The sequence below is a fragment of the Blastococcus sp. SYSU D00695 genome (genome assembly GCF_054050555.1).
The window spans coordinates 43,253-67,968 of record NZ_JBJGZP010000014.1; the positions used below are offsets into that span (position 1 = coordinate 43,253).

Sequence of the window (24,716 nt, forward strand, 5' to 3'; positions counted from 1 at the left end):
CCCGCTAGGCGTAGTCCTTCAGGAGGCGGGCGACCCCGGTCGGGCCGGCCGGCAGGTCCTCGTCGGGCAGCACCTCGACGCGCTCGGCCAGCCGCGACCGCCAGGCCGGCGGGGCGGCGTCCAGCCAGGCGGCACCGGCGTCGGTGAGCCGGCCGTCGCTGCGCAGCGGCGCCCAGCCGCGCAGCACCCGGAGCGCCTCCGCCGCGGTGACCAGCACCGACGCCACCCCGCGGCGGCGGACGGCGGGGGTCACGGACACGCTGTCGACGACGCCCGAGCGGGTGTACCAGCGGATCTCGGCGACCCGGTCGGTCATCCGCACGCCGGCCGCCGCGACCTCCCGCGGGGTCACCACGGTGCCGGGGCGGAACGCGTCGCCGGTGAAGGCCAGCAGCGACGAGGCCGGGATGTCGCTGGTCGCGTGGTGCAGCTCCGCGAACCACATCGGCGGGCACAGGCCGGCCAGCGCCTCGCTGGTCTCGATGGCCAGCACGGTGCCGTCGGTGGCGCGGTAGCGGAGGTCGACCAGCCAGCCGGCCGGGCGGCGCCCGCGCGACTCGAGGGCGCTCATGTCCACCGGCGTGCCGTCGGCGAAGCGCTCGGAGTTGACGGCGACCAGCGAGTGCTCGCGGGAGGCCGGCCCGCGGTCGGCGACCCGCGCCCACCACACCGACGCCGGCGGCGCCTGCGGGGGAGCGACCGCGACCAGGTGCGGACGGGCGGACGCCCGCCGCCGCGGCAGGGCGACGGGGAGCGTGCGCTCGTCGAGCGCGGTGGCGGTGGCGGGGGCCATGTCGTCCTCCTGGTGCTGGGTGGTGCCGGATGCGGTGCCGGGTGGTGCGGGGTGGTGCGCTGTCGGGGGCCGGTCCTGGGAGCCGGTGCTCCTCGAGCCTCCGGGCGGCGCTTGCGCGCTCCTTGCGACCGACTGGTGGACCGCCCGGGACCCCGCGGTCACCCTCCGTGGCGGGGTGTCCCGGGGGACAGGGGCAGCCGTCCCCCGGCGGCCGGGACGCGGGGGCCGGGGATACTGGCGGCGATGAGCGCACCCCTCAACCTGGTCAACCTCGAGCGGGTGTCCAAGGCCCACGGCACGACCGTGCTGCTGGACGACGTCTCCCTCGGCATCGCCGCCGGCGAGCGGATCGGGGTCGTCGGCCGCAACGGCGGCGGGAAGACGACGCTGCTGGAGGTCCTCACCGGCGTCGAGGAGCCCGACTCCGGCCGGGTCACCCGCCGCGGCGACCTGGCGATGGGGGTGCTCGACCAGTCCGGCACCCTCCCGGAGGGGACGACGGTGCGCGACGTCGTCCTGCCAGCGTCGCGGTTCGCCTCCGAGCACGAGTGGGCCGCCGACCCCGCGGTGCGCAGCGTGCTGGCCGGGCTGGAACTCGACCGGCTCGGCCTGGACAGCCCGGTCGCCCCGATGTCCGGCGGCGAGCGGCGCCGGGTGGCGCTGGCCGCGCAGCTGATCCGCCCGCTGGACCTGCTGGTGCTCGACGAGCCGACCAACCACCTCGACGTCGAGGGGGTCGCGTGGCTCGCCGACTACGTGAAGCGGCGCAGCGGCGGCCTGCTCGTCGTCACCCACGACCGGTGGTTCCTCGACGAGGTCTGCACGACCACGTGGGAGGTCGCCGACGGGAACGTGCACGCCTACGACGGCGGCTACTCGGCGTACACGCTGGCGCGGGCCGAGCGGGCGCGGATCGCGGCGGTCACCGAGGAGCGCCGACTCAACCTGGTCCGCAAGGAGCTGGCCTGGCTGCGCCGCGGCCCGCCGGCGCGCACCAGCAAGCCGCGGTTCCGCATCGAGGCCGCCGAGGCGCTGATCGCCGACGAGCCGCCGCCGCGCGAGACCATGGCCCTGAAGGGCTTCGCCGCCCGCCGGCTCGGCAAGACGGTGTTCGACGTCGAGGACGTCGGCTACGCGGTCCGGACCCCGGCCGGCCCGCGGACGTTGTTCCGCGACCTCACCTGGCACGTCGGTCCCGGCGACCGGATCGGCGTCGTCGGCGTCAACGGCGCAGGGAAGACGACGCTGCTGCGGATGCTGCTCGGCGAGGTCGCGCCCGACTCCGGCCGGGTCGTGCAGGGGCAGACCGTCGCGCCGGCCTACCTGTCCCAGCACGTCGCCGAGCTGCCGCCGAAGCTGCGGGTGCTCGAGGCGGTGCAGGAGGTCGCGCGCCTGGCCCGGATCGGCAACACCGAGATCTCGGCGTCCTCGCTGGCCGAGCGCTTCGGCTTCGCCGCGTCGCGCCAGTGGACGCCGGTGGGCGACCTCTCCGGCGGCGAGCGCCGCCGGCTGCAGCTGCTGCGGCTGCTCATGGGCGAGCCGAACGTGCTGGTCCTCGACGAGCCGACCAACGACCTGGACATCGACACCCTCACCGCGCTGGAGGACCTGCTCGACTCCTTCGCCGGGACGGTGCTGGTGGTCAGCCACGACCGGTACTTCGTCGACCGGGTGTGCGACTCCGTGGTGGCGCTGATGGGCGACGGCACGATCGCCGCGCTGCCCGGCGGGGTGGAGGAGTACCTCGCGCGGCGGGCGGCCGGCGAGGCGGTGCTGTCGGGCGGCCACGCGGGGACCGGGACGCCGGCCCCGGCCGCCGCCCCGGCGGTGTCGGCGGCCGACGCGCGGGCGGCGAAGAAGGAGGCCGCGCGCCTGGAGCGGCGGCTGGCCAAGCTCGACGCCGACGAGAGGAAGCTGCACGAGCAGCTGGCCGCCGCGGCCACCGACTACGGCCGGGCCGCCGAGCTCGACGCGCAGCTGCGCGCCGTGCTCGCCGAGAAGGAGCAGATCGAGACCGACTGGCTGGCGGCCGCGGAGCTCGCCGAGGGCTGAGCGACCCGCGCGCGGCTCCGCCCCTGCCCACCGTGGTGGGCAGGGGCGGAGGCCGGGGGACACGAGGCGGCGGCGGATCGGGGCGGCCGGGATCAGGCCGCGGTCGCGGCCTCGGCGCGGCGGCGCTGGAGCATCCGCAGCCCGACCGCGACCGTGGCGGCGCCGGAGACGGCGGCGAACGCGGCGTGCGGCAGCGGGGCGAACACCAGCGCGGCCGAGGCCGCGGTGCCGGCCACGGGCGCGGCCAGCAGCCACCAGCTCACGACCCCCGCCCGGGCCAGCCCGGCGACGGTCACGATCGGCCCCAGGATGCCGAACAGGGTCACGATCCCGACGACGGCGACGCCCGGGTTGGCCTGCACGATGCCGAACAGGTCCTCGGCCTGGCCGGCGGGCAGCTCCCGGCCGACCGCGGCGGTCCAGTGGTCGTAGAGGACGAACCCGGCGACGGTGACCAGGCCGAGGGCCGCGAGCAGGGCGCCGGCGATCGTCGGCACCCGGCCGCGGCGGCCGCGGACCAGCGCCGGGGCGGCGAGCCAGGCCAGGCCGGTGAGCAGGTTGCCGTAGTGCAGCAGGACCGCCGAGAGGGTGGTCTGCCCCTCGTCGCGGGCCAGCGAGGCGATGTAGTCGGCGTCGGAGGGCGAGTCCCACGGCGGGGAGGTCGCCATCCCCGCCACGTACAGCAGCGTGCCGGCGATCAGCGCGCCGCCGGCGATCGTCAGCATGAGCGAGCCGGCGCTGCGGCCGGCCCGCTCGGCGGGGACGGTGGCGGGGGCGGGGGTCAGCAGGTTCGAGGTCATGCAGGGAAAGCTAGGAACGCGGCCCTGACCTGCGCGTCCGCCGCGACGACCCGATCCGGTTCCGCCGCACGGCGGATGGCGAGGGGCCGGCGCGTCCGTCGCGAGGGGGATGCCGGCGCCACCGCCCGGCCCCTAGCGTGCTGGCCATGCCCCGCTGGTCCGCCGTGCCGCCCGGCCTCGCCCGCCTGCTGTGGCCCGCGGTCGGCCTGCTGCTGGCCACCCTGTCGGTGGTCGAGACGGCGATCGAGCGGACCTTCGCCTACCCCCTGGTCACCTGCCTGCCCGGTGTCGCCGTCGGGGTCGTCGTCGCCGCCTGCGCGCGGTGGCCGGAGGCCGCGGCGGTGGCTGGCGCGCTGACCGTGCTCGGCAACTACGCCCTGGGCACCCCGGGCCCGGGCGGCGCCCAGCTGGTGGGCATGGCGCTGCTGGTGGGGCACGCCGCCGCCGTCCTGCCGGTGCGCCGGGGGCTGGCCGCCGCGGTCGCGGCGACGCTGGTGGTGGTCGTCGCGGGGGTCACGGTCGGCCCCTCCACCTGGGAGGCCGTGTTCTACCTGCTGGTCACCGGTGTGGCCTGGGGTGTCGGGGTGCTGGTCCGCCAGTCGCGGGAGCGCTCGCGGGAGCTGCAGGTGCTGGCCGCCCGGCTGGCCGGGCAGCAGGAGGCGGTCGCGTCGGCGGCCGCCGTGGCCGAGCGGGCCCGCATCGCCCGGGAGGTGCACGACTCGGTGGCGCACTCGGTGAGCGTGATGGTGCTGCAGATGGGCGGGCTGCGGCGGCTCCTGCCCGACCGGCCCGACGCCCAGGAGGTGCTCCGCGGCCTGGAGCGGCTGGGCCGCGAGTCGGTCGACGAGATGCGCCGGGTCGTCGGCATCCTCCGGGAGCGCGCGGACGGCGACCCCGCGCCGCAGCCGTCGCTGTCCCGGCTGGACGACGTCCTGGACGAGCTGCGCCGCACCGGCATGCCGGTCGAGCTGGCCGTCAGCGGGGAGCCGGCGGAGCTGCCGCAGCTGGTCGACGTCTCCGCCGTGCGGGTGGTGCAGGAGGCGCTGTCCAACGTCGTCCGGCACGCCGGCGCGGCCGCCACCCGCGTCGAGGTGGCCTGGGCGGCCGACCGGGTCGCCGTCACCGTCACCGACGACGGGCGCGCCCGCCTGCCGGTGGCCGTCCCCGGCGACGGACCGGGCGGGCACGGCCAGCTGCACATGCGCGAGCGGGTCGCCGTCGCCGGCGGCCGGCTCGAGGTCGGGCCCGTCCGGGGCGGGGGCTACCGGGTCCGCGCGGTGTTCCCGGTGCCGGCGCCCGCGGCCGCCCCGGCGGGGGTGCCGGCGTGACGATCAGCGTGGTCCTGGTCGACGACCAGTCGATGATCCGCACCGGCCTGCGCATGGTGCTGGCCGCCGAACCCGACATCGAGGTCGTCGGGGAGGCCGCCGACGGGGCGGAGGGCGTCGCGGTGGTGACGCGGCTGCGCCCCGACGTCGTCCTCCTCGACGTCCGCATGCCCGGCGTGGACGGGCTGGAGGCCGCCCGCCGCATCATCGGTGCCGGGCTGCCCACCCGGGTCGTCGTGCTCACCACCTTCGACGAGGACGAGTACGTCGCCGCGGCGCTGCGGGCCGGGGTGAGCGGGTTCCTGCTGAAGGTGGCGCCGCCGGAGGACCTCGTGGCCGCCGTGCGGACCGTCGCCGCCGGGCAGGGGCTGCTCGACCCGGCGGTCACGCTGCGCGTCATCGAGTCCTTCGCCGCCGCCCCGGCGCCCGACCCCGCGCGGGCCGCGGCCCTGGCCGCGCTGACCGAGCGCGAGGGCGAGGTGCTGGCGCTCGTGGCCGCCGGGCTGACCAACGCCGAGATCGCCGCGCGGCTCTATCTCGGCGAGGCCACCGTGAAGACCCATGTGAGCCGGCTGCTGCTCAAGCTCGGCCTGCGCGACCGGGTGCAGGCGGTGGCCTTCGCCTACGAGAGCGGCCTGGTGCGCCCCGGCCGGTGACGGCGGCCTCCCCGGCCCCGGCTGTGGCCGAGGTCTCGCTCGGCCGGGGAACCGGCGGCGGCTCCGGCTAGACTGGCGGACACCGCCGGCCGTCGACCGACCGACGTTCTGTGGTCCCCGAGCCGCCATCGACTCCCGGGAGACCCGTGCTCGTCCTGCTCCTCCTCCACCTGCTGGCGGCCGTGCTCGCGCCGGCGCTCGTCCGGTGGTGGGGCCGGCAGGCCTTCCTCGCCCTCGCCCTCGTGCCGGCCGTCGCGTTCGGCTGGGTGCTGGCCCGGGTGCCCGCGGTGCTCGACGGGCGCGAGGTCCGGGAGACCGTGGAGTGGATCCCCGCGCTGGACCTGCAGGTGGCGCTGCGGCTGGACGCGCTGGCGCTGCTGTTCGCCGGGCTGGTCACCGGCGTGGGGGCGCTGGTCCTCCTCTACTGCGCCCGCTACTTCGGGCCCGGGGACGAGGGGACCGGCCGCTTCGCCGGCACGCTGACCGCCTTCGCCGGCGCCATGCTCGGCCTCGTCGTCGCCGACGACCTCCTGCTGCTGTACGTGTTCTGGGAGCTCACGACCGTCTTCTCGTTCCTGCTGATCGGCGGGTCCGGGCAGCGGCTGGCCGCCCGCCGCGCGGCCACCCAGGCGCTGGTGCTCACCACCGCCGGCGGCCTGGCGATGCTGGTCGGGCTGGTGCTCGTCGGGCAGGCCAGCGGCTCGTTCCTGCTGTCGCAGGTCGTCGCCGCCCCGGGCAGCGGCACGGCGATGACGGTGGGGACCGTGCTCGTGCTGCTGGGCGCGGTCACCAAGTCGGCGATGGTGCCGTTCCACTTCTGGCTGCCGGCGGCGATGGAGGCCCCCACGCCGGTCAGCGCCTACCTGCACGCCGCGGCCATGGTCAAGGCCGGCGTCTACCTCGTGGCGCGGCTGGCCCCGGGCCTGGCCGACGTCCCCGGCTGGCGGCCGCTGGTGCTCGGCCTGGGCGTCGCCACGATGCTGGTCGGCGGCTACCGGGCCCTGCGCCAGACCGACCTCAAGCTGCTGCTGGCCTTCGGCACGGTCAGCCAGCTGGGCTTCCTCCTGGCGCTGGTGGGCGGCGGCAGCCGGGAGCTCGCGGCCGCCGGCCTGGCGATGACGCTGGCCCACGCCCTCTTCAAGTCCACGCTGTTCCTCACCGTCGGGGTCGTCGACCACGCCACGGGGACCCGCGACCTGCGCGAGCTGTCGGGCCTGGGCCGGCGGCTGCCGGTGCTCGCCGGGGTCGCCGTCCTCGCCGGGGCGTCGATGGCCGGGCTCCCCCCGCTGCTCGGGTTCGTCGGGAAGGAGGCGGCGTTCACCGCGCTGCTGGACGGCGGCCTGCCCTCGCGCGCCGTCGCCGCCCTCGAGCTCACCGGGCTGGTGGCCGGGTCGGTCCTGACCGCCGCGTACTCCCTCCGGTTCCTGTGGGGCGCCCTCGCCCGCAAGCCCGGCGTCGCCGACACCGAGGTCGCGCACGCGCCGGGCCCGCTGTTCCTCGCCGCGCCCGTCGTCCTCTCCCTCGCCGGGCTGGCCGCCGGGCCGCTCAGCGTGCTCCTCGGACCGCTGGTGGAGGTGTACGCCGAGACCCTGCCGCTGCTCGCGCCGGAGCACGAGGAGCTGGCGCTGTGGCACGGGCTGCAGCCGGCGCTGGCGCTCTCGGGGCTCACCATCGCCGGCGGCACCGCGCTGTTCGTCGCGCGGGACGGGGTCGAGCGGCTCCAGCGCCGGCTGGCCGTCGGCGCGTCGGCCGACGAGGGCTACTGGAACGTGATCCAGGGCCTGGACCGGCTGTCGGTGCTGGTCACCGGCACGACCCAGCGGGGCTCGCTGCCGGCCTACCTCGGCACGATCCTCGTCGTCCTGCTCGCGCTCCCGGGGACGCTGCTGCTCACCCGGGCGCCGTGGCCGGGGGAGTGGCGGGCCTGGGACACCCCGGTGCAGGCCGCCGTCGGCGTCGTCGTCGTCACCGCCGCGGCGCTGAGCCTGCGCATCCGGCAGCGACTGTCGGCGGTGCTCGTCGTCGGGGTCACCGGCTACGGCACCGCCCTCCTCTTCGCGCTGCAGGGCGCCCCGGACCTCGCGCTCACCCAGTTCCTGGTCGAGACGCTCACCCTCGTCGTCTTCGTGCTGGTGCTGCGCAAGCTGCCCAAGGACATCGGCGAGCGGCACCGGCCGCGGGAGCGGGCCGGCCGCGGGGTGCTCGCCGTCGCCGTGGGCGCCTTCATGGCCCTGGTCGGCGCGGTCGTCATGAGCACCCGGACGGCGACGCCGGTGTCGGCGGACTACCCCGAGGCGGCCTACGACTTCGGCGGCGGCAAGAACATCGTCAACGTCACGCTGGTCGACATCCGCGCCTGGGACACCCTCGGCGAGATCTCCCTGCTGGTCGTCGCCGCCACCGGCGTCGCCAGCCTGGTGTTCCTGCGCCGCCGGACCGGGGGCGTCGAGCGCGCCGACCGCCGCGACCTCGCCGACGGCGGTCGCCGCCCCCGTCTGCTGGCCGCCAGCGCCACCCTCGACCCGGCCCGGCGGTCGGTGGTGCTCGAGGTCGTCACCCGGGTGCTGTTCCACACGATCATGGTGTTCTCGGTCTACCTGCTGTTCTCCGGCCACAACGACCCCGGCGGCGGGTTCGCCGGTGGGCTGGTCGCCGGGCTGGCGCTCGTGCTGCGCTACCTCGCCGGCGGCCGCTACGAGCTGGGCGAGGCGGCGCCGGTCGCCCCCGGGGTGCTCCTGGGCACCGGCCTGCTGTTCGCCGGGGGCACCGCCGTGGGCGGCCTGCTGCTGGGCGCCGAGGCGCTGCAGACGGCGATCCTCGAGACCACGCTGCCCGTCCTCGGCGACGTCAAGCTCGTGACGTCGCTGTTCTTCGACATGGGCGTCTACCTGATCGTCGTCGGGCTGGTGCTCGACGTGCTGCGCAGCCTCGGTGCGGAGCTGGACCGCCAGGAGGACGAGGACGACCCGATCGAGCTGTCCGAGGGGGAGGTGGTCGCGCGATGACCCCCACCGTCGTCCTGCCGGTGATCATCGGCGGCCTCTACGCCGTGGGCGTGTACCTCCTGCTCGACCGCAGCCTCACCCGCGTGCTGCTCGGGTTCCTGCTGCTGGGCAACGCCACCAACCTGCTGCTGCTGTCGGCCGGCGGTCCCGCCGGGCAGGCCCCGATCCTGGGCGTCTCCGACCCCGAGGACATGAACGACCCCCTCCCGCAGGCGCTGGTGCTCACCGCCATCGTCATCACCTTCGGCGTCTCGGCGTTCGTGCTGGCGATGATCCACCGCTCGTGGCGCCTGGTCCGCCAGGAGGTGGTGGGCACCGACGAGGAGGACCGGCGGGTCGCCGCGCGGACGGCCACCGACGCCGACGAGCTCGACCCCGACGACCTCGCGCCGGACGACCGGCCGGCCGGGCACGCCGACACGCTGCCCGCGCGCCGGGACGGGGACGGCGCCGGGGACGGGGACGGCGCCGGGGACGGGGACCTCCCGGCCGACGACGTCGACCTGCCGGCGGGTGCCCGGTGACCAGCGTCCTGACCCCTCTGCCGGTCCTGCTGCCGCTGCTCGGCGCGGCCGGCGCGCTGCTGCTGGCCTCCCGCCCGCGGGCGCAGCGCACGCTGAGCCTGCTGGTCCTCGGCGCCGTCGTCGCGGTGTCGGTGGCGCTGCTGATGACGGCGGACGCGCACGGGGCGAGCGCCGTTGCCGTCGGCGGCTGGCCGGTCCCGCTGGGCATCGTGCTGGTGGTCGACCGGCTGTCGGCGCTGATGCTCGTCGTCGCGTCGACGGTCGCGCTGGGGGTGCTCGTGTTCGCCGTCGGCCAGGGCTCGGCCGACAGCGACGAGGAGACCCCGCTGTCGATCTTCCACCCGACGTTCCTCGTGCTGGTCGCGGGCGTGAGCAACGCGTTCCTGGCCGGGGACCTGTTCAACCTCTACGTCGGCTTCGAGATCCTGCTGATGGCCAGCTACGTGCTGCTCACCCTCGGCGGCACGGCCCCGCGCATCCGCGGCGGCATCACCTACGTGATCGTCAGCCTGACCAGCTCGCTGCTGTTCCTCGCCGCCATCGGGCTGGTCTACGCCGCGACCGGCACCGTCAACATGGCCGACCTGGCGCTGCGCCTCGGGGACCTGCCCGAGGGCACGCAGGTGCTGCTGCAGTCGATGCTGCTCATCGCCTTCGGCATCAAGGCCGCGGTGTTCCCCCTGTCGGCGTGGCTGCCCGACAGCTACCCGACCGCCCCGGCGCCGGTGACCGCGGTCTTCGCCGGGCTGCTCACCAAGGTCGGCGTGTACGCGATCATCCGCACCCAGACGCTGCTGTTCCCCGGCGGCGCGCTCGACGAGCTGCTCATGTGGGCCGCGCTGGCCACCATGCTGGTCGGCATCCTCGGCGCGGTCGCCCAGACCGACCTGCGCCGCCTGCTGTCGTTCACGCTGGTCAGCCACATCGGCTACATGGTGTTCGGCATCGCGCTGGGGACGGTGGCCGGCCTGGGCGGCGCGATCTTCTACGTGGCCCACCACATCGCCATCCAGACGACGCTGTTCCTCGTCGCCGGCCTGGTCGAGCGCCAGGGCGGGACGACGTCGATCGACCGGCTCGGCGGCCTGGCCCGGCGCTCCCCGCTGCTTGCGGTGCTGTTCTTCGTGCCGGCCATGAACCTGGCGGGCATCCCGCCGCTGTCGGGGTTCATCGGCAAGCTCGGGCTGCTGCAGGCCGGGGTGGCCGACGGCGGCACCCTGGCCTACGTGCTCGTCGGCGGCAGCGTCGTGACCAGCCTGCTCACCCTCGTGGCCATCGCCCGGGTGTGGACCCGCGCCTTCTGGCGGCCGCCGACGCAGGAGCCGGCCGGGGACACCGCCGCCGCGGCCGCCGCGGACGCCGGCGAGCCGGGGAGCGGGGGAGCGGAGGGCGCCGGCGGCACACCCACCGCCCGCGAGGTCGCCTGGCGCCGGCACACCGCGGTCGCGACCGCCGCCGACCCGGACATCGCGCCGGCCGCGGGCGCGGTCCGGGCGCTGCGCCCCCTGCCGCGGACCATGGTGGCCGCGGCCGGTGCCCTGGTCGCGCTCACGGTGTCGCTCACCGGGATCGCCGGCTTCCTGTACGGGCTGGCCGACCGGGCCGCCGCTGACCTGGTCGAGCGCACCTCCTACGTCGAGGCCGTGTTCGACGCCCCGGCCGCGGAGGGCGCGCAGTGACCGCGCGGGTGCGCTCCCAGCTGCCGGTGCTGGTCTGGCTGGTGCTGGTCTGGATCCTGCTGTGGGGCACGTGGTCGTGGGCCAACCTGGTGTCCGGCACGGTCGTGGCGCTGCTGGTGACCACACTGCTGCCGCTGCCCAGCGTCGTCGGCGGCACCCGGGTGCGCCCCGGGCCGCTGCTGTCCTTCCTCGGCCACTTCGTCGTCGACCTCGTCGTCTCCGGCGCCCAGGTGGCCGGGCTGGCCCTGGGCCCCCGCGGGCGCCAGCGGTCGGCGATCGTGCAGGTGCAGTTGCGCACCGACTCCGACCTGCTGCTCACGATGGTCGCCGAGTCGCTGTCGCTCGTGCCCGGCTCGTTGGTGCTGGACCTGGACCGGGAGCGGCGGCGGATCACCGTGCACCTGCTGCACGTCCGCGACCGCGCGCAGGTGGAGCGGGAGCGGGCCGCCGTCCTGGTGGTGGAGGAGCGGCTGGTGCGGGCCTTCGGGTCGGCCGAGGAGGTCGCCGCGCTGGACCGCTCGCCGGGCCGCGTGGTGGAGGGGGCGGCGTCGTGACCGTGGCCGGCTACGTCCTCTACGCGCTGATCGGCGGTGGCGCGCTGCTGGCGCTCGTGCGGCTGGCGCTCGGCCCGTCGCTGCTGGACCGCGTGGTCGCCACGGACACCCTGCTGGTGATCATCTCGGCGGGGCTGGCGGTGTACGCGGCGCTGGAGCGCGACCCCACGGTGGTGCCGGTCCTCGTCGTCGTCTCCCTGCTGGCCTTCGTCGGCTCGGTCTCCATCGCCCGCTACGTCGGCGGGATGCTCGTCCGGTCGGCCACCGGGGACGGGCAGGACCTGGGGCTGCCGCGGGCTGCCGAGGAACGGGAGGGGAGCCGGTGAGCGCCGTCGTCGACGGGATCGCCGTCGCCTGCCTGCTGGCCGGGGCCTTCCTGTGCCTGACCGCGGGGCTGGGCCTGGTCCGCTTCCCCGACGTGCTGTCCCGGATGCACGCCGGCACCAAGCCGCAGGTCCTCGGGGTGCTGCTGGTGATGGTGGGCGCGGCGCTGCGGCTGCACGGCTGGTCGGCGGGGTGGATGCTGCTGCTGGTCGCCGCCTTCCAGCTGATCACCGCGCCGGTGAGCGCGCACCTGATCAGCCGGGTGGCCTACCGGCGGCGGCACGTGCGCCGCGACCTGCTGCTGGTCGACGAGTTCGCCGCCGTCGAGGACCGGCGCGAGCGGATGTACGTGGGCGACGAGCCGGGCGACGCCCCGCCGGAGGACCCGGCGGCCGCCCGCGCGGCGGCCGACCGGGAGGGCCAGGAGGCCGCCGGGCGGGAGACGGCGGACCGGCCGCCGCCCCCCGCCCGCTGACTCAGCGCTGGGCGCGGTTGACCGCGGATACGACTGCCCGCAGCGAGGCGCTGACGATGTTGGGGTCGATGCCGACGCCCCACAGCACCCGGTCGCCCACGGCGCACTCCACGTACGCGGCCGCCCGGGCGTCGCCGCCGGCCGACAGCGCGTGCTCGGTGTAGTCCAGCACCCGGACGTCGACGTCCACGCTGCGCAGCGCGTCGACGAACGCGGCGATCGGGCCGTTGCCGCGGCCGGTGATGGTCACCGGGACCCCACCGTCGACGATCTCCACGACCATCTCGTCCAGCTGGTCGCCGTGCGCGGTGTGCCGGTGTCCGGCCAGGGCGAACCGGCCCCACGGCGCGTCCGGGTCGGGCAGGTACTCGCTGCTGAAGGCCGCCCACATCTGCTGGGCGGTCACCTCGCCGCCCTCGTCGTCGGTGTGCCGCTGGATGACGCCGCTGAACTCGATCTGCAGGCGCCGGGGCAGGTCCAGCTGGTGCTCGGTCTTCATCACGTAGGCGACGCCGCCCTTGCCGGACTGGCTGTTCACCCGGATGACGGCCTCGTAGCTGCGGCCGACGTCCTTGGGGTCGATCGGCAGGTACGGGACCGCCCAGGGCATGTCCTCGACCGGCCGGCCGGCGGCCTCGGCGTCGGCGGTCAGGGCCTTGAAGCCCTTGTTGATGGCGTCCTGGTGGGAGCCGGAGAACGCGGTGTAGACCAGGTCGCCGCCGTAGGGGTGCCGCTCGTGCACGCCCAGCTGGTTGCAGTACTCGACGGTCCGGCGGATCTCGTCGATGTCGGAGAAGTCGATCTGCGGGTCGATGCCCTGGCTGAACAGGTTCAGGCCCAGGGTGACCAGGCAGACGTTGCCGGTGCGCTCGCCGTTGCCGAACAGGCAGCCCTCGATGCGGTCGGCGCCGGCCCGGTAGCCCAGCTCCGCGGCGGCCACGGCGGTGCCGCGGTCGTTGTGCGGGTGCAGGCTCAGGACGACGGCCTCGCGCCGGCCCAGGTTGCGGTGCATCCACTCGATCTGGTCGGCGTACACCGTGGGCTCGGCCATCTCGACGGTGGCCGGCAGGTTCAGGATCGTCGGCCGGTCGACGGTGGGCTCCCACACGTCGGTGACGGCGTTGCAGATCTCGACGGCGAACTCGAGCTCGGTCCCGGTGAAGGACTCCGGTGAGTACTCGAAGCGGATCTCGGTGTCGCGCATCTGCTCGGCCAGCTTGCGGACCAGCTGCGCCCCGTGGACGGCGATGTCGACGATGCCGGCGCGGTCGGAGCCGAACACGACCCGGCGCTGCAGGGTGCTGGTGGAGTTGTACAGGTGCACGATCGCCTGCTTGGCGCCGCGCAGGGACTCGTAGGTGCGCTCGATCAGCTCGTCGCGGGCCTGGGTCAGCACCTGGATGGTGACGTCGTCGGGGACCAGGTCGTCCTCGATCAGCTGCCGGACGAAGTCGAAGTCGGTCTGGCTGGCCGCGGGGAACCCGACCTCGATCTCCTTATAGCCCATCCGGACCAGCAGCTCGAACATGCGCCGCTTGCGGTCGGGGGTCATCGGGTCGATCAGGGCCTGGTTGCCGTCGCGCAGGTCGACGGCGCACCAGCGGGGGGCGACCGTGGTGGTCTTCTCCGGCCAGGTGCGGTCGGGCAGCGCGATCGGGGTGAACGGCGCGTACCGGTCGAACCGCATCGGCGACGGCTGCTGGGGGGTGCGGGCGTGCGGGTGGTTCTCGTGCATGGCGGGAGGGCTCCTCGAGCGCGGGCTGGACTCAGCTCCGGTGGGCGGTCAGCTGGCGCCGGGGACGCGCTCCGTCGGGGAGGGTGACGTCACGGCAGGACACCGCGGCGAGGGGGCCGACCTAGGAGAGGGCCTCGCCGCGGCGGGTAAGCAGGAGGCTGCCGCGCACCGGACCACCGTAGCAGCGCGTCAGCCGATGTCGCACGCACACGCGCAGCCGTCGATGTGCCGGGGGCGCCCGCTGGCCAGTCCGGTGTCGCAGCTGGACGGGCAGCCGCACACAGGGTCGACCAGCGGCGGCAGGTCCCTTGCGGTCCCGAGCCGCTCCCGTTCGGCGCGCCTCTGCCGACGGGCCGCGTCCTGCCGCGCGGCGTGGCGCTCCTCGGGGGAGTCGCCGGGTCGGGATGCGAGGTGGTCGTCTGGCGTGCCCCGCCGCGCACGGAGGGCGTCCCGCCTGGCTCGGTCCCGGTGGGCGGTGTAGACGGGGAACGGCCGGTCCCTGCGGTACTCCCGGACGTCGACTGCGTCGTCGCCCACCTCGGTGTCCAGGTGCGCGGGGAAGCGCCGCCCGGCGCCGTCGCGGACGGTGCCCGCCGACATGGCCGAGACCTCCCGGCCCTCGGGGTCGAGGAGAGCCAGGCGCAGGCCGGCGAGCGCTGCCGCGGCGACGAGTGTGTCCACGTCGATGCCTCTCGTGCCGGCCTCGAAGGCCGCGACCCCGGACTTGGAGATCCCCAGGCGTTCGGCCAGTTGCCGCTGCGAGAGGTCCGCGAGGCGGCGGATGCGGCGCAGTGCGCCTGCCTGGGCCCAACCGGTCATGCCGGCACACTGACGGCGCTCGGGCGCGGGTGAGCCCCAGTGCGGTCCTGCTGTGGACGGCCCCTGCCCGTCCACAGCAGGAGCGCCGACGACCTCCGGCTCGCTCTGCCAGTGCCCACGGGCAGTGGGCATTGGCAGAGCGGGGGCCCAAGGCGCTGAGGCCGGCGTGGTCCGTGTGCGTGCGGCGGTCAGAACCCGCGTCGTAGGCGGAGCTCGAGCGGCCGGCCGTCGGGGTCGTCGAGGAGGCGGTACACCGGCGTGGCCCACAGCCGGGTGAACAGCGACAACCGCTCGGGATCGTGCCGGCGCAGCCGCCCGCGGGGTCGCGGACCCACCCGGCCACCGGCGTGCCAGGCGTCCAGGGCCTCGGCGGCGGCCTCCAGCGTCGCCACGAACGCGGCGGGGTCGATCAGCGCGTCGTCCTCGGCGCCGTCCGGGTCGCGGTCGGTGTGCTCCCGGGCCAGCCGCAGCCGCAGGTCGCGGGCGAAGACCCGCGCGCCGTCCCCGGTGCCCGAGGGGTCGCGCGGCTCCCGCTCGTCGCGCGTGGTGTCCAGGACGGCGCTGGACAGCTCGCTGTCGTGCGTCCAGGAGCGGCGGTTGAAGTTGTCGCTGCCGACGCTGGCCCAGACGTCGTCGACGACGCAGACCTTGGCGTGCACGTAGACCGGCGTCCCCTCGTGGTTCTCCACGTCGAACACGTGCACCCGCTCCGGGCCCGCCCGCCGGCACAGCTCCAGCGCCTGCCACCGGCCGACGTTCTGCGGCCGCGAGGCGAAGGCGCCGTCCTGGTCGGGCACGCGCGGCACCACGACGACCAGGTGCAGGTCGGGGTGGGCGCGCAGCGCGTCGGCGAACAGTCGGGCCACCTCGGCCGACCACAGGTACTGGTCCTCGAGGTAGATCAGCCGCCGCGCCCGTTCGATCGCCTTGCTGTAGCCGCGCGCCACCGACCGCTCGCCCCTCGGCGCGAAGGGGTACGGCGGGCGGATCGCCGGATAGGTCCGCAGGGTCTGCACGAGCATCGGCCCGCACGGCGGCGGGGGCGGCAGCTGCGGCGGCAGCGGGTCGCCGGTGGTGCGGCTGCGGTGCAGGCGGTCGCGCACCCAGGCGATCGGGTGGTCGGTGTCGGCGTCGTGCGGGTCGTCCCAGCGCTCGCGGAAGACGGTGTCGAGCACGTGCACCGCGGGCCCGCGCAGCTCCAGCTGCACGTCGTGCCACGGCGGGGTCGGCCCGTACACCGCGGCCATCGCCAGCGCCTGCGGGTCCCCGCGGTGCCCGGCGTCGTCACGCCGGCCGTGGCACAGGTCGATGCCGCCGACGAACGCGACGTCGCGCGTGGCGTCCTGGTCGTGGCGCAGGACGACGAACTTCTGGTGGTGCGAGCCGAACCGGCGCACCCGCTGGTCGAGGATCACCTCGCCGCCGCCGTGCTCGACCTCCTTGTCCAGCGCGCGGTTCTCCTCCTTGCTGAACGACGCGCCGTCCACGTGCGAGCGCCACACCAGCCCGCGCACCGTCACCCCGCGGCGCACGGCCTCGGTGAACAGCTGCGCCACCGTGGGGCCGCCCGGCCGCAGCTGCTCGTCGGGGTCGCCGCGCCAGTCGGTGAAGAACAGGTGGTCGCCCTCGTCGAGCGCCTCGACGGCCTCGACGAGCCGGTCGAAGTACTCCGACCCGTGGACCAGCGGGACGCACAGGTTGCCGGTGGTCCACGCGGGCACCGTCGTCGCCGGGTTGCCCCGCTGCGCGCCGCTGAGCAGCCACCGCTCCGGGTCCTCGCCGCTCAAGTGGTCCTCGGGGGCGCCCATCGGGTGATCACAACGCGCCCCGGGCGGGGACGCAACCACGGCGCCCGCCGGGGACGTCGGTAACCTGCTACCCCGTGGCCCTCGTCGTCCAGAAGTACGGCGGCTCCTCCGTCGCCTCCGCCGCGCACATGAAGCGCGTCGCCGAGCGGATCGTGGCCGCCAAGCAGGCCGGCGACGACGTCGTCGTCGTCGTCTCCGCGATGGGCGACACGACCGACGAGCTGCTGGACCAGGCGGCGCAGATCACCGACGCGCCGCCCGGCCGCGAGCTCGACATGCTGCTCACCGCGGGCGAGCGCATCTCGATGGCGCTGCTGGCCATCGCGATCAGCACGCACGGCTACGAGGCGCGGTCGTTCACCGGCTCCCAGGCCGGCGTCATCACGACCTCCAGCCACGGCAAGGCCCGGATCATCGACGTCACGCCCGGCCGGCTGCGCTCGGCGCTGGACGAGGGCTCGATCGTCATCGTCGCCGGCTTCCAGGGCGTCAGCCAGGACACCAAGGACGTGACGACGCTGGGGCGCGGCGGCTCCGACACCACCGCCGTCGCCGTCGCCGCGGCCCTGCAGGCCGACGTCTGCGAGATCTACACCGACGTCGACGGCGTCTTCACCGCCGACCCGCGGATCGTGCCGAACGCCCGGCGGCTGGACACCGTCACCTACGAGGAGATGCTGGAGCTGGCCGCCTCGGGCGCCAAGGTCCTCATGCTCCGCTGCGTCGAGTACGCCCGCCGCTACGGCATCCCCGTGCACGTGCGCAGCTCCTACTCACAGCTCCCCGGCACGACCGTGACCGGCTCGATGGAGGACCTCCCGGTGGAACAGGCGATCATCACGGGCGTCGCGCACGACCGCAGCGAGGGCAAGATCACCGTCTACGGGGTGCCGGACCGGCCGGGCGAGGCGGCGCAGCTGTTCCGCGTGCTCGCCGACGCCGAGATCAACATCGACATGATCGTGCAGAACGTCTCGGCCGAGGCCAGCAAGCTCGCCGACATCTCGTTCACGCTGCCCAAGAGCGACGGTCCGGCCGCGCTGGCCGCGCTGGAGAAGGTCAAGCACACCGTCGGCTACACCGACGTCAGCTTCGACCAGCACATCGGCAAGGTGAGCCTGGTCGGCGCCGGGATGCGCTCGCACCCCGGTGTCTCGGCCCGCTTCTTCGGCGCGCTGGCCGACGCCGGCGTGAACCTGGAGCTGATCAGCACCTCGGAGATCCGCATCTCCGTGGTCTGCCGCGACACCGACGTCGACCTCGCCGTCCGCGCGGTGCACGACGCCTTCGACCTCGGCAGCGACACCGAGGCCGTCGTCTACGGAGGGACCGGACGATGAGCATGCGCCCCCTGAACGTCGGCGTCGTCGGCGCGACCGGCCAGGTCGGTGCGGCGATGCGCGCGATCCTCGCCGAGCGCGACCTCCCGATCGCCTCGATCCGCTTCTTCGCCTCCGCCCGCTCCGCCGGCAGCACGCTGCCGTGGGGCGACGGCGAGATCACCGTCGAGGACGCCGCGACGGCCGACCCCACCGGCCTGGACGTCGCGCTGTTCTCCGCCGGCGCGACCACCTCCCGCGCGCAGGCCCCCCGCTTCGCCGCGGCCGGCGTGGTCGTCATCGACAACAGCTCGGCGTTCCGCAAGGACCCCGACATCCCGCTGGTCTGCAGCGAGGTCAACCCCGGCGACATCGCGAAGGCCACCGGCCGGATCATCGCCAACCCGAACTGCACCACGATGGCCGCGATGCCGGTGCTCAAGCCGCTGCACGACGAGGCCGGGCTGGTCCGCGTCGTCGCCAGCACCTACCAGGCCGTCTCCGGGTCGGGGATCGCCGGCGTGCGGGAGCTGCACTCGCAGGTGAGGGCCGTCGTCGACAAGGCCGACGAGCTGGCCTACGACGGCGGCGCGGTCACCTTCCCCGAACCGCAGAAGTACGTCCGGCCGATCGCGTTCAACGTGCTGCCCATGGCCGGCACGGTCGTCGACGACGGCTCGTTCGAGACCGACGAGGAGCAGAAGCTCCGCAACGAGAGCCGCAAGATCCTCGGCATCCCCGACCTGCGGGTCTCGGGCACCTGCGTGCGGGTGCCGGTCTTCACCGGGCACTCGCTGTCGCTGAACGTGGAGTTCGAGCGGCCGCTGAGCGTGGAGCGCGCCACCGAGCTGCTGTCGGCCGCGCCCGGCGTCGAGCTCTCCGACGTCCCCAACCCGCTGCAGGCGGCCGGCCGCGACCCCAGCTACGTCGGCCGGATCCGGCAGGACCCGGGCGTCGACGGCGGCCGGGGCCTGGCGCTGTTCGTGAGCAACGACAACCTGCGCAAGGGTGCCGCGCTCAACACGGTGCAGATCGCCGAGCTGATCGCCGCCCAGGGCTGACGCGGCGCCGCGGATGTCGCCCCCCGGGCGGGTGCCGCGCCCGCCCTCGGCAGCCCGCACCGGCTCCTCGTGTCCCGTTCACCGGGCCGGGGGGCGCCGTACACGGCGTTCGAGCAGGCTCCGAGGGTGACCCTGCTCGGCGGCAGCCGCAACGTGCCCGCACCCCCGCCCGTCCGGTACCGGGGCCCCCGCCGCTGGGCGGCCGCGGGCGCCGTCGCCGGGCTGGTCGCGGTGGTCGCCGTCGTGTCCGCCTTGGTGCCCGACGACCCCTGGCACGACTTCTTCGGCCTGCGCGTCTACCACGGCGCGGCGCAGTGGTGGGTCGACGGCCGCCCGCTCTACGACTTCCTCTACGGCCGCAGCCCCTACGGCTTCACCTACCCGCCGTTCGCCGCGATCCTGGTCGCGCCGATGGCCGCGCTGCCGGTGGCCGTGGTCGCCGCCCTGCACGCCGGCCTGAACCTCGCCGTCCTCGGCGGGCTGGCCTGGTGGCTGGTCGGCCCGGTGGCCCGCCGCCACGGCCGGCCGGTCGGCTGGACGGTGGCCGCCGCGCTGCCCGTGTTCTTCCTGCTCGAGCCGGTCCGCGACACCCTGGGCTACGGCCAGGTCAACCTGCTGCTGGCCGCGCTCGTGCTGGCCGACGTGGCGGCGCTGCGCCGCGGCTCGCGGTGGGCCGGCGTGGGCACCGGCCTGGCCGCCGCGATCAAGCTGACGCCGGCGCTGTTCGTCGTCTACCTGCTGGTGACCCGCCGCTGGCGGGCGGCCGCGGTGGCGACCGGCACGGCCGCGGCGGCCACCCTCCTGGCGGCCGTCGTCGCCCCGGGGACCTCCTGGCAGTTCTTCACCGACACGCTGTGGCACACCGAGCGGGTCGGGCGGATCACCAAGCCGGCCAACCAGTCGCTGCTGGGCGCGCTGGCCCGCCTCACCGAGCAGGAGGACCCGTCGCGGCTGGTCTGGGCCGTCCTCGTGGTGGCGGTGCTGGCGGTCGCGCTCACCCGCGCCGTCCGCGCCGCCCGCGCCGGTGACGAGCTGGTCGGGGTGACGATCACCGGCCTGGCCGCCTGTCTGGTCAGCCCGATCACCTGGACCCACCACCTGGTGTGGATGGTGCCGGCGCTCGTCGTCCTCGTCGACGTCGCGGCCGGCCGGCCCACGGTGCCCGCCGGCCGGTGGCAGGCGCGGGTGCGGGGCCGGGCCGCCGGGCTGGCGGTCGTCCTCGTGCTGGTCCTGGGCTCGTCGGCCGTCTGGTACACGACCCCGGCGGACGGCGCCGTGCACCTGGTCGCGTCGAACGCCTACCTGCTGCTCGCGCTGGTGCTCGTCGCCGTCCTGCCGGCGCGGGTCACGGCCGCACGTGCCGCAGGGCGAAGTCCAGGGCCAGTGCGACCTGGTGGATCGTCTCCTCGATGACCAGGGAGCCGTGGCCGGCGTCGAACCGGTACACCTCGTGCGGCCGGCCCAGCCGCTCCAGCTCGCCGAGGTAGTTCTCGATCTGCCGGATCGGGCAGCGGGGGTCGTTCGCGCCCGCGACGACCAGCACCGGGGCCCGCACCGCCGCCACGTGGGTGATCGGCGACGACGTCACGTAGCGCTCGCGCACCTCGTCCGGCGAGCCGCCGAACAGGGCCCGGTCGTAGGCGCGCAGCCCCTCCATCTCGTCCTCGTAGGCGGCGAGGTAGTCGGCCACCGGCACCTCGGCGATGCCCGCCGACCACCGCTCGGGCTGGGTGCCGAGGGCCAGCAGGGTGAGGAAGCCGCCCCACGAGCCGCCGGTGATCAGCGAGCGCGCCGGGTCGACCAGCCCCTCGGCGACCAGCGCGTCGTGGACCGCGGCGACGTCCTCCAGCTCCGTGGGCCCGGGCCGGCCGGTCAGCGCGTCGCGCCAGGCGCTGCCGTAGCCCGTGGAGCCCCGGTAGTTGACGTGCACGACCGCGTAGCCGGCGTCGACGTAGGCCGCCCGCCGCGCGCGGTAGGAGTCGTCGTCGGCGGCCTCCGGCCCGCCGTGCACCAGGAACGCGGTCGCGTACGGCGCCTGCCCGGCCGGGCGGACGACGAGGGCGTGCACGTCCCCACCCGGGCCGGGCACCCACCGGTCCTCCAGCGGGTAGGCGGCCGGCGGGGCCTCGCCGGGGGCGGCCAGCACGACCGGGCCGTCGGCGCGGCGGATCACCGGCGGCAGCTCCGCCGACGACCAGGCCAGCTCCACCGTGCCGTCGGGCCGGGCGGTCGCCCCGCGGACGACGCCGCGCGGGGTGTCCAGCCGCTCCAGGGCGCCGGTGGCCAGGTCGTAGCGGTACACCTCGCTGCGGGCGGCGTGGTCGTGGCCCACCAGCAGCGCCGACCCGTCCGGGTACCAGCCGGCGGTCACGTCGCCGGGCAGGTCCAGCACCACCTCGGTCTCGGTGTCGGTGGCGACGTCCCAGACCAGCAGCTCCTCGCGGCCCCGCCGCTCGTGGCCGACCAGCAGCCGGTGGTCCCCGGGCAGCGGGGCGAACTCCAGCGCGTGCAGGCCCAGGCCCTCGCCGTCCCACTTCTCGGCGACCACCGCCGGGCCGTCCAGCGTGGTGTCACCGGTCCGCAGCACGCGCAGCGCCGGGTAGCGCGGGTCGCCGTGCTCGGAGTGCGAGATGACGAGCAGGTCCTCGTCGTAGGCCAGCGCGTCGACCGACGCCGGGTCGGGGTGCCGGTAGACCACGCGCGGGGTGCCGCCGGCCGGGGCGAGCCACAGCTCGCTGCCGTCGTCGGTGGAGCGGCCGACGGCCACCACCGTGCGGCCCAGCTCCAGCCCCGCGGGGTAGGCGGGGCCGACCTCGGGCAGCGCCACCCGGTCCTCGCCGCCGCCGAACGGCTGCACCATCCAGACGCCGAACTCGTCGCCGTCGGTGTCGGCGAACCACCAGATGGTCTCGCCGTCGGGGGAGAGGGTGGCGATCGCCGTCCCGTTGGGCCGGTCGGTGGTCTGCCGGTGGACGTCGGTGGTGCGGTCCCAGGCGTACTGCTCGACGACGCCGCTGACGTCGGAGGCGTACAGGCTGCGGTGCGGCGCCTCGAACGCCCAGTCGGGCAGGCTGACCCGCGGCGCGCGGAACCGGGCCTGCCAGCGGTCGGTGACCTCCGGCGGGAGGGCGGGGGACGGCGGCGCGGCGGGCTCGGGGGCACTCACCGGGTCATCTTCCCCCGGCGCCCGCCCCCGCCCCCGAGCCGGTGCCGCTCCCGGCGGCCAGCTCCACGGCGGCGTCCCGGACGTCGCCGATGAGCAGCTCCAGCACGTCCTCCAGCGCCACGACGCCGGCCGGGGCGTCCGGGGGCCCGACGACGCCCAGGTGCGCGCCCTGGGTCCGCATCTCGGCCAGCACGTCGGGCAGCGCCGTGCCCGGGGCCAGCCGGACCAGCGGCACCACGTCGTCGTCGGGCACCGGCCGGTCCCGCGCCTCGCCCTCGACCCCGAGCGCGTCCTTGACGTGCACGAAGCCGGCCAGCGCCCCGTCGTCGTCGCGGACGGGGTACCGGCTGAACCCGTGCGCGGCCACGACGGCCTCCAGCTGCCGCGGCGTCGTGGACCGGGGCACGGTGACCACCGCGGTCAGGGGCAGGAGGACGTCCTCGACGGCGTGCTGCTCGAAGGTCAGCGCGCCCGCGGCCAGCTCGCCGACCTCCCGGCCCAGCCGCCCCTCGCGCCGTGACTGGGCGATCATGGACCGGATCTCCGCCTCGTCGAAGCTCGCCGCGACCTCGTCGGTCGGGGTGCCGCCGAACAGCCGCACGAAGCCGTTGGCGGTGGCGTTGAAGAACCAGATGACCGGGGTGAGCAGCCGGCAGAAGGTCGCCAGCGGGGGGCCGAGGACCAGCGCGGCGCGGTCGGGGCCGGCGATGGTGATGTTCTTGGGCACCATCTCGCCGAGGACCATGTGCAGCACGGTCACCAGGGCCAGGGAGACGACGAGCGCGATCGGGTGCAGCAGCTCCTCGGGGACGCCGAGGGCGTGCGCGGGCCGCTCGATCAGGTGCGCGACGGCGGGCTCCCCGACCGCGCCGAGGCCCAGGGAGCACAGCGTGATGCCCAGCTGCGCGCCGGCCATCATCTTCGAGACGTCGCGCAGGGCGGCCAGCGTCCTCGTCGCCCGCACCGAGCCGGCCTCGGCGCGGGGCTCGAGCTGGTCGGCGCGGACGGACACCAGTGCGAACTCGGCGGCGACGAAGAAGGCGTTGCCCAGCAGCAGGGCGACGAGGACCAGCAGGGCGAGGGCGTCGTTCACACCGCCACCTCCGCCTCGGCGGTGGCCGGCTCGGGGACCCGCTCGGCGCGCACCCGGGCCACCCGCCGTCCGTCCAGGGTCTCCACGGTCAGGCAGGCACCCGGCACGTCCACCCGGTCGCCGGCGGCGGGCAGCCGCTGCAGGCGCTCGGTGAGGAAGCCGGCGAGGGTCTCGTAGCGGCCCTCGGGGATCGGGATGCCGGTGCGGTCGAGGACCTCGTCGGGGCGCAGCAGCCCCGACAGCAACCAGGAGTCCTCGTCGACCCGCCGCATGGTGCGCAGGGGGCGGTCGGTCTCGTCGGTGATCTCCCCGACCAGCTCCTCGACGATGTCCTCCAGGGTCACCAGGCCGTGCGTGGCGCCCCACTCGTCGACGACGAGCGCGACCTGAAGGCCCTGCTCGCGCAGCAGGTCCAGCAGCCGCTCCAGCTGCAGGGAGGACGGCACCGCCAGCAGCGGGACGGCGAGCTCGCCGGCGGTCCGGGTGTCGCGGTCGGCCTCGGGGACGGCGACGGCGTGCTTGACGTGCACGATCCCGTCCACCTCGTCGAGGTCGGCGCCGTGCACGGGGAAGCGGGAGTTGCCGGACTCGGTGGCGGCGCGGATGACGTCGCTCGCGCTGGCCCGCGAGCTGACCGTCCACAGCCGGGTGCGCGGGGTCATCACGTCGGTGGCGTACTTCTGGCGCAGGTCCAGCGACCGGGTCAGCAGGCGGGCCGCGACGGGGGAGAGGTCGCCCTCCTGCGCCGAGCGGCGGGCCACCGCGGCCAGCTCCTCGGCGCCGCGGGCGCTGTCCAGCTCCTCCCGCGGCTCGATGCCCAGCCGCCGCACGATCGCGTTGGCCAGCCGCTGCAGCGCCCGCACGATCCAGCCGGTGGCGGTGGTGAACGCGCGCATGCCCGGCGCGACGACGGTGGCGACCCGCAGCGGGTTGGCGATGGCCAGGTTCTTCGGGCCGAGCTCCCCGAGCCACATCTGCAGCGCCGTCGCCAGCGCGATCGCCACCCCGTAGGAGACCCCCGGCAGCGCCCCCTCGGGCAGCCCCGCGGCCGCCAGCGGCCCGCGCAGCAGCTCACCGAGGGCGGGCTCGGCGAGGAACCCGACGACCAGGGTGGTGATCGTGATGCCCAGCTGCGCGGCCGACAGCTGGGTGGACAGGCCGCGCAGGGCCGCGACGACGTTCCGCGCCCCGCGGTCGCCGGACGCCGCGGCCTCCTCGGCCCGCCCCCGGTCGACCGTGGTCAGGGAGAACTCGGCGGCGACGAAGAAACCGGTCAGCGCGGTGAGCGCGACGGCGGCGAGGAGGAGCAGCCACTCGGTCATCGGGCTCCCCGGTGCCCGCGGGGAGGGCCGGCCAACCGGCCGGGGCCCGGAAACGGGTCAGGGGCCGCCGATCGGCGGCCCCTGATCTGGTCGGGGTGACAGGATTTGAACCTGCGGCCTCGTCGTCCCGAACGACGCGCGCTACCAAGCTGCGCCACACCCCGAGGCGTGCGTCGACCACTCTACCGCCCCGCCCGGGCGGC

The 24,716-nt window shown here is 75.6% G+C and carries 20 protein-coding genes and 1 tRNA gene; 12 read left to right on the forward strand and 9 right to left on the reverse strand.

All coding sequences use genetic code 11. From position 1 onward, the window contains the following. Window positions 1-4 precede the first annotated feature (4 nt). Window positions 5-793 (reverse strand): hypothetical protein, encoded by a 789-nt coding sequence (locus tag ACI781_RS11260; protein WP_456566186.1) that lies wholly within the window; start codon window positions 791-793, stop codon window positions 5-7. Window positions 794-1,036: 243 nt separating this feature from the next. Here ACI781_RS11260 and ACI781_RS11265 point away from each other — a divergent pair, with 243 nt between their 5' ends. Continuing rightward, window positions 1,037-2,845: an ABC-F family ATP-binding cassette domain-containing protein gene (locus ACI781_RS11265; RefSeq protein ID WP_456566187.1), complete on the forward strand. Its 1,809-nt coding sequence runs from the start codon at window positions 1,037-1,039 to the stop codon at window positions 2,843-2,845. Window positions 2,846-2,937: 92 nt separating this feature from the next. On the opposite strand, the gene ACI781_RS11270 is transcribed toward ACI781_RS11265, so the two are convergent. Beyond that, window positions 2,938-3,645 (reverse strand): hypothetical protein, encoded by a 708-nt coding sequence (locus tag ACI781_RS11270; RefSeq protein WP_456566188.1) that lies wholly within the window; start codon window positions 3,643-3,645, stop codon window positions 2,938-2,940. A 146-nt stretch (window positions 3,646-3,791) separates the two neighbouring features. Here ACI781_RS11270 and ACI781_RS11275 point away from each other — a divergent pair, with 146 nt between their 5' ends. From ACI781_RS11275 to mnhG, 8 genes are all read left to right on the forward strand, one after another. Then, window positions 3,792-4,973 (forward strand): sensor histidine kinase, encoded by a 1,182-nt coding sequence (locus ACI781_RS11275; RefSeq protein WP_456566189.1) that lies wholly within the window; start codon window positions 3,792-3,794, stop codon window positions 4,971-4,973. After that, window positions 4,970-5,629: a response regulator gene (locus ACI781_RS11280; RefSeq protein ID WP_456566190.1), complete on the forward strand. Its 660-nt coding sequence runs from the start codon at window positions 4,970-4,972 to the stop codon at window positions 5,627-5,629. Before ACI781_RS11275 ends, ACI781_RS11280 begins: the two co-directional genes overlap by 4 nt. 146 nt (window positions 5,630-5,775) lie before the next feature. Further along, complete coding sequence (locus ACI781_RS11285) at window positions 5,776-8,634, forward strand: Na+/H+ antiporter subunit A (protein WP_456566191.1); 2,859 nt, start codon at window positions 5,776-5,778, stop codon at window positions 8,632-8,634. Beyond that, window positions 8,631-9,158 carry a Na(+)/H(+) antiporter subunit C gene (locus ACI781_RS11290; RefSeq protein ID WP_456566192.1) on the forward strand — a complete coding sequence of 176 codons (528 nt, stop codon included), beginning with the start codon at window positions 8,631-8,633 and terminating at the stop codon, window positions 9,156-9,158. The genes ACI781_RS11285 and ACI781_RS11290 overlap by 4 nt, the downstream gene beginning before the upstream one ends. After that, window positions 9,155-10,837: a Na+/H+ antiporter subunit D gene (locus tag ACI781_RS11295; RefSeq protein ID WP_456566193.1), complete on the forward strand. Its 1,683-nt coding sequence runs from the start codon at window positions 9,155-9,157 to the stop codon at window positions 10,835-10,837. The genes ACI781_RS11290 and ACI781_RS11295 overlap by 4 nt, the downstream gene beginning before the upstream one ends. Then, window positions 10,834-11,391 carry a Na+/H+ antiporter subunit E gene (locus ACI781_RS11300; RefSeq protein WP_456566194.1) on the forward strand — a complete coding sequence of 186 codons (558 nt, stop codon included), beginning with the start codon at window positions 10,834-10,836 and terminating at the stop codon, window positions 11,389-11,391. The genes ACI781_RS11295 and ACI781_RS11300 overlap by 4 nt, the downstream gene beginning before the upstream one ends. Further along, window positions 11,388-11,717, forward strand: a complete 330-nt coding sequence (locus ACI781_RS11305) for a monovalent cation/H+ antiporter complex subunit F (RefSeq protein ID WP_456566195.1) — start codon at window positions 11,388-11,390, stop codon at window positions 11,715-11,717. The genes ACI781_RS11300 and ACI781_RS11305 overlap by 4 nt, the downstream gene beginning before the upstream one ends. Continuing rightward, window positions 11,714-12,190 carry a monovalent cation/H(+) antiporter subunit G gene (gene mnhG / locus ACI781_RS11310; RefSeq protein ID WP_456566196.1) on the forward strand — a complete coding sequence of 159 codons (477 nt, stop codon included), beginning with the start codon at window positions 11,714-11,716 and terminating at the stop codon, window positions 12,188-12,190. Before ACI781_RS11305 ends, mnhG begins: the two co-directional genes overlap by 4 nt. Before the next feature lies 1 nt (window position 12,191). Here mnhG and leuA read toward each other — a convergent pair whose 3' ends face one another. The 3 genes from leuA to ACI781_RS11325 all read right to left on the reverse strand — a co-directional run bounded on the left by leuA (window position 12,192) and on the right by ACI781_RS11325 (window position 16,552). Beyond that, window positions 12,192-13,925 (reverse strand): 2-isopropylmalate synthase, encoded by a 1,734-nt coding sequence (leuA, locus tag ACI781_RS11315; RefSeq protein WP_456566197.1) that lies wholly within the window; start codon window positions 13,923-13,925, stop codon window positions 12,192-12,194. Between the two features lie 189 nt (window positions 13,926-14,114). Further along, window positions 14,115-14,744 carry a helix-turn-helix domain-containing protein gene (locus tag ACI781_RS11320; protein WP_456566198.1) on the reverse strand — a complete coding sequence of 210 codons (630 nt, stop codon included), beginning with the start codon at window positions 14,742-14,744 and terminating at the stop codon, window positions 14,115-14,117. A 188-nt stretch (window positions 14,745-14,932) separates the two neighbouring features. After that, window positions 14,933-16,552 (reverse strand): phospholipase D family protein, encoded by a 1,620-nt coding sequence (locus tag ACI781_RS11325; RefSeq protein WP_456566199.1) that lies wholly within the window; start codon window positions 16,550-16,552, stop codon window positions 14,933-14,935. A 74-nt stretch (window positions 16,553-16,626) separates the two neighbouring features. On the opposite strand from ACI781_RS11325, the gene ACI781_RS11330 reads away from it, so the two are divergent. From ACI781_RS11330 to ACI781_RS11340, 3 genes are all read left to right on the forward strand, one after another. Continuing rightward, window positions 16,627-17,892: an aspartate kinase gene (locus ACI781_RS11330; protein ID WP_456566200.1), complete on the forward strand. Its 1,266-nt coding sequence runs from the start codon at window positions 16,627-16,629 to the stop codon at window positions 17,890-17,892. Next, complete coding sequence (locus ACI781_RS11335) at window positions 17,889-18,932, forward strand: aspartate-semialdehyde dehydrogenase (RefSeq protein WP_456566201.1); 1,044 nt, start codon at window positions 17,889-17,891, stop codon at window positions 18,930-18,932. The genes ACI781_RS11330 and ACI781_RS11335 overlap by 4 nt, the downstream gene beginning before the upstream one ends. A gap of 126 nt (window positions 18,933-19,058) precedes the next feature. Beyond that, complete coding sequence (locus tag ACI781_RS11340) at window positions 19,059-20,345, forward strand: glycosyltransferase 87 family protein (protein ID WP_456566202.1); 1,287 nt, start codon at window positions 19,059-19,061, stop codon at window positions 20,343-20,345. Here the strand turns inward: ACI781_RS11340 and ACI781_RS11345 are convergent. The 4 genes from ACI781_RS11345 to ACI781_RS11360 form a co-directional block, all read right to left on the reverse strand. Next, entirely contained in the window at window positions 20,278-22,098 is a 1,821-nt protein-coding gene (locus ACI781_RS11345) for a prolyl oligopeptidase family serine peptidase (protein ID WP_456566203.1), read from the reverse strand. The two genes, ACI781_RS11340 and ACI781_RS11345, sit on opposite strands and share 68 nt — an antisense overlap. 4 nt (window positions 22,099-22,102) lie before the next feature. After that, on the reverse strand, window positions 22,103-23,191 hold the full coding sequence (locus ACI781_RS11350) for a hemolysin family protein (RefSeq protein ID WP_456566204.1): 1,089 nt from the start codon (window positions 23,189-23,191) through the stop codon (window positions 22,103-22,105). After that, window positions 23,188-24,513, reverse strand: coding sequence for a hemolysin family protein (locus tag ACI781_RS11355; RefSeq protein WP_456566205.1), 1,326 nt, complete (start codon window positions 24,511-24,513; stop codon window positions 23,188-23,190). The genes ACI781_RS11350 and ACI781_RS11355 overlap by 4 nt, the downstream gene beginning before the upstream one ends. A gap of 87 nt (window positions 24,514-24,600) precedes the next feature. Beyond that, a tRNA-Pro gene (locus ACI781_RS11360) sits at window positions 24,601-24,677 on the reverse strand. Between the last annotated feature and the right edge of the window lie 39 nt (window positions 24,678-24,716).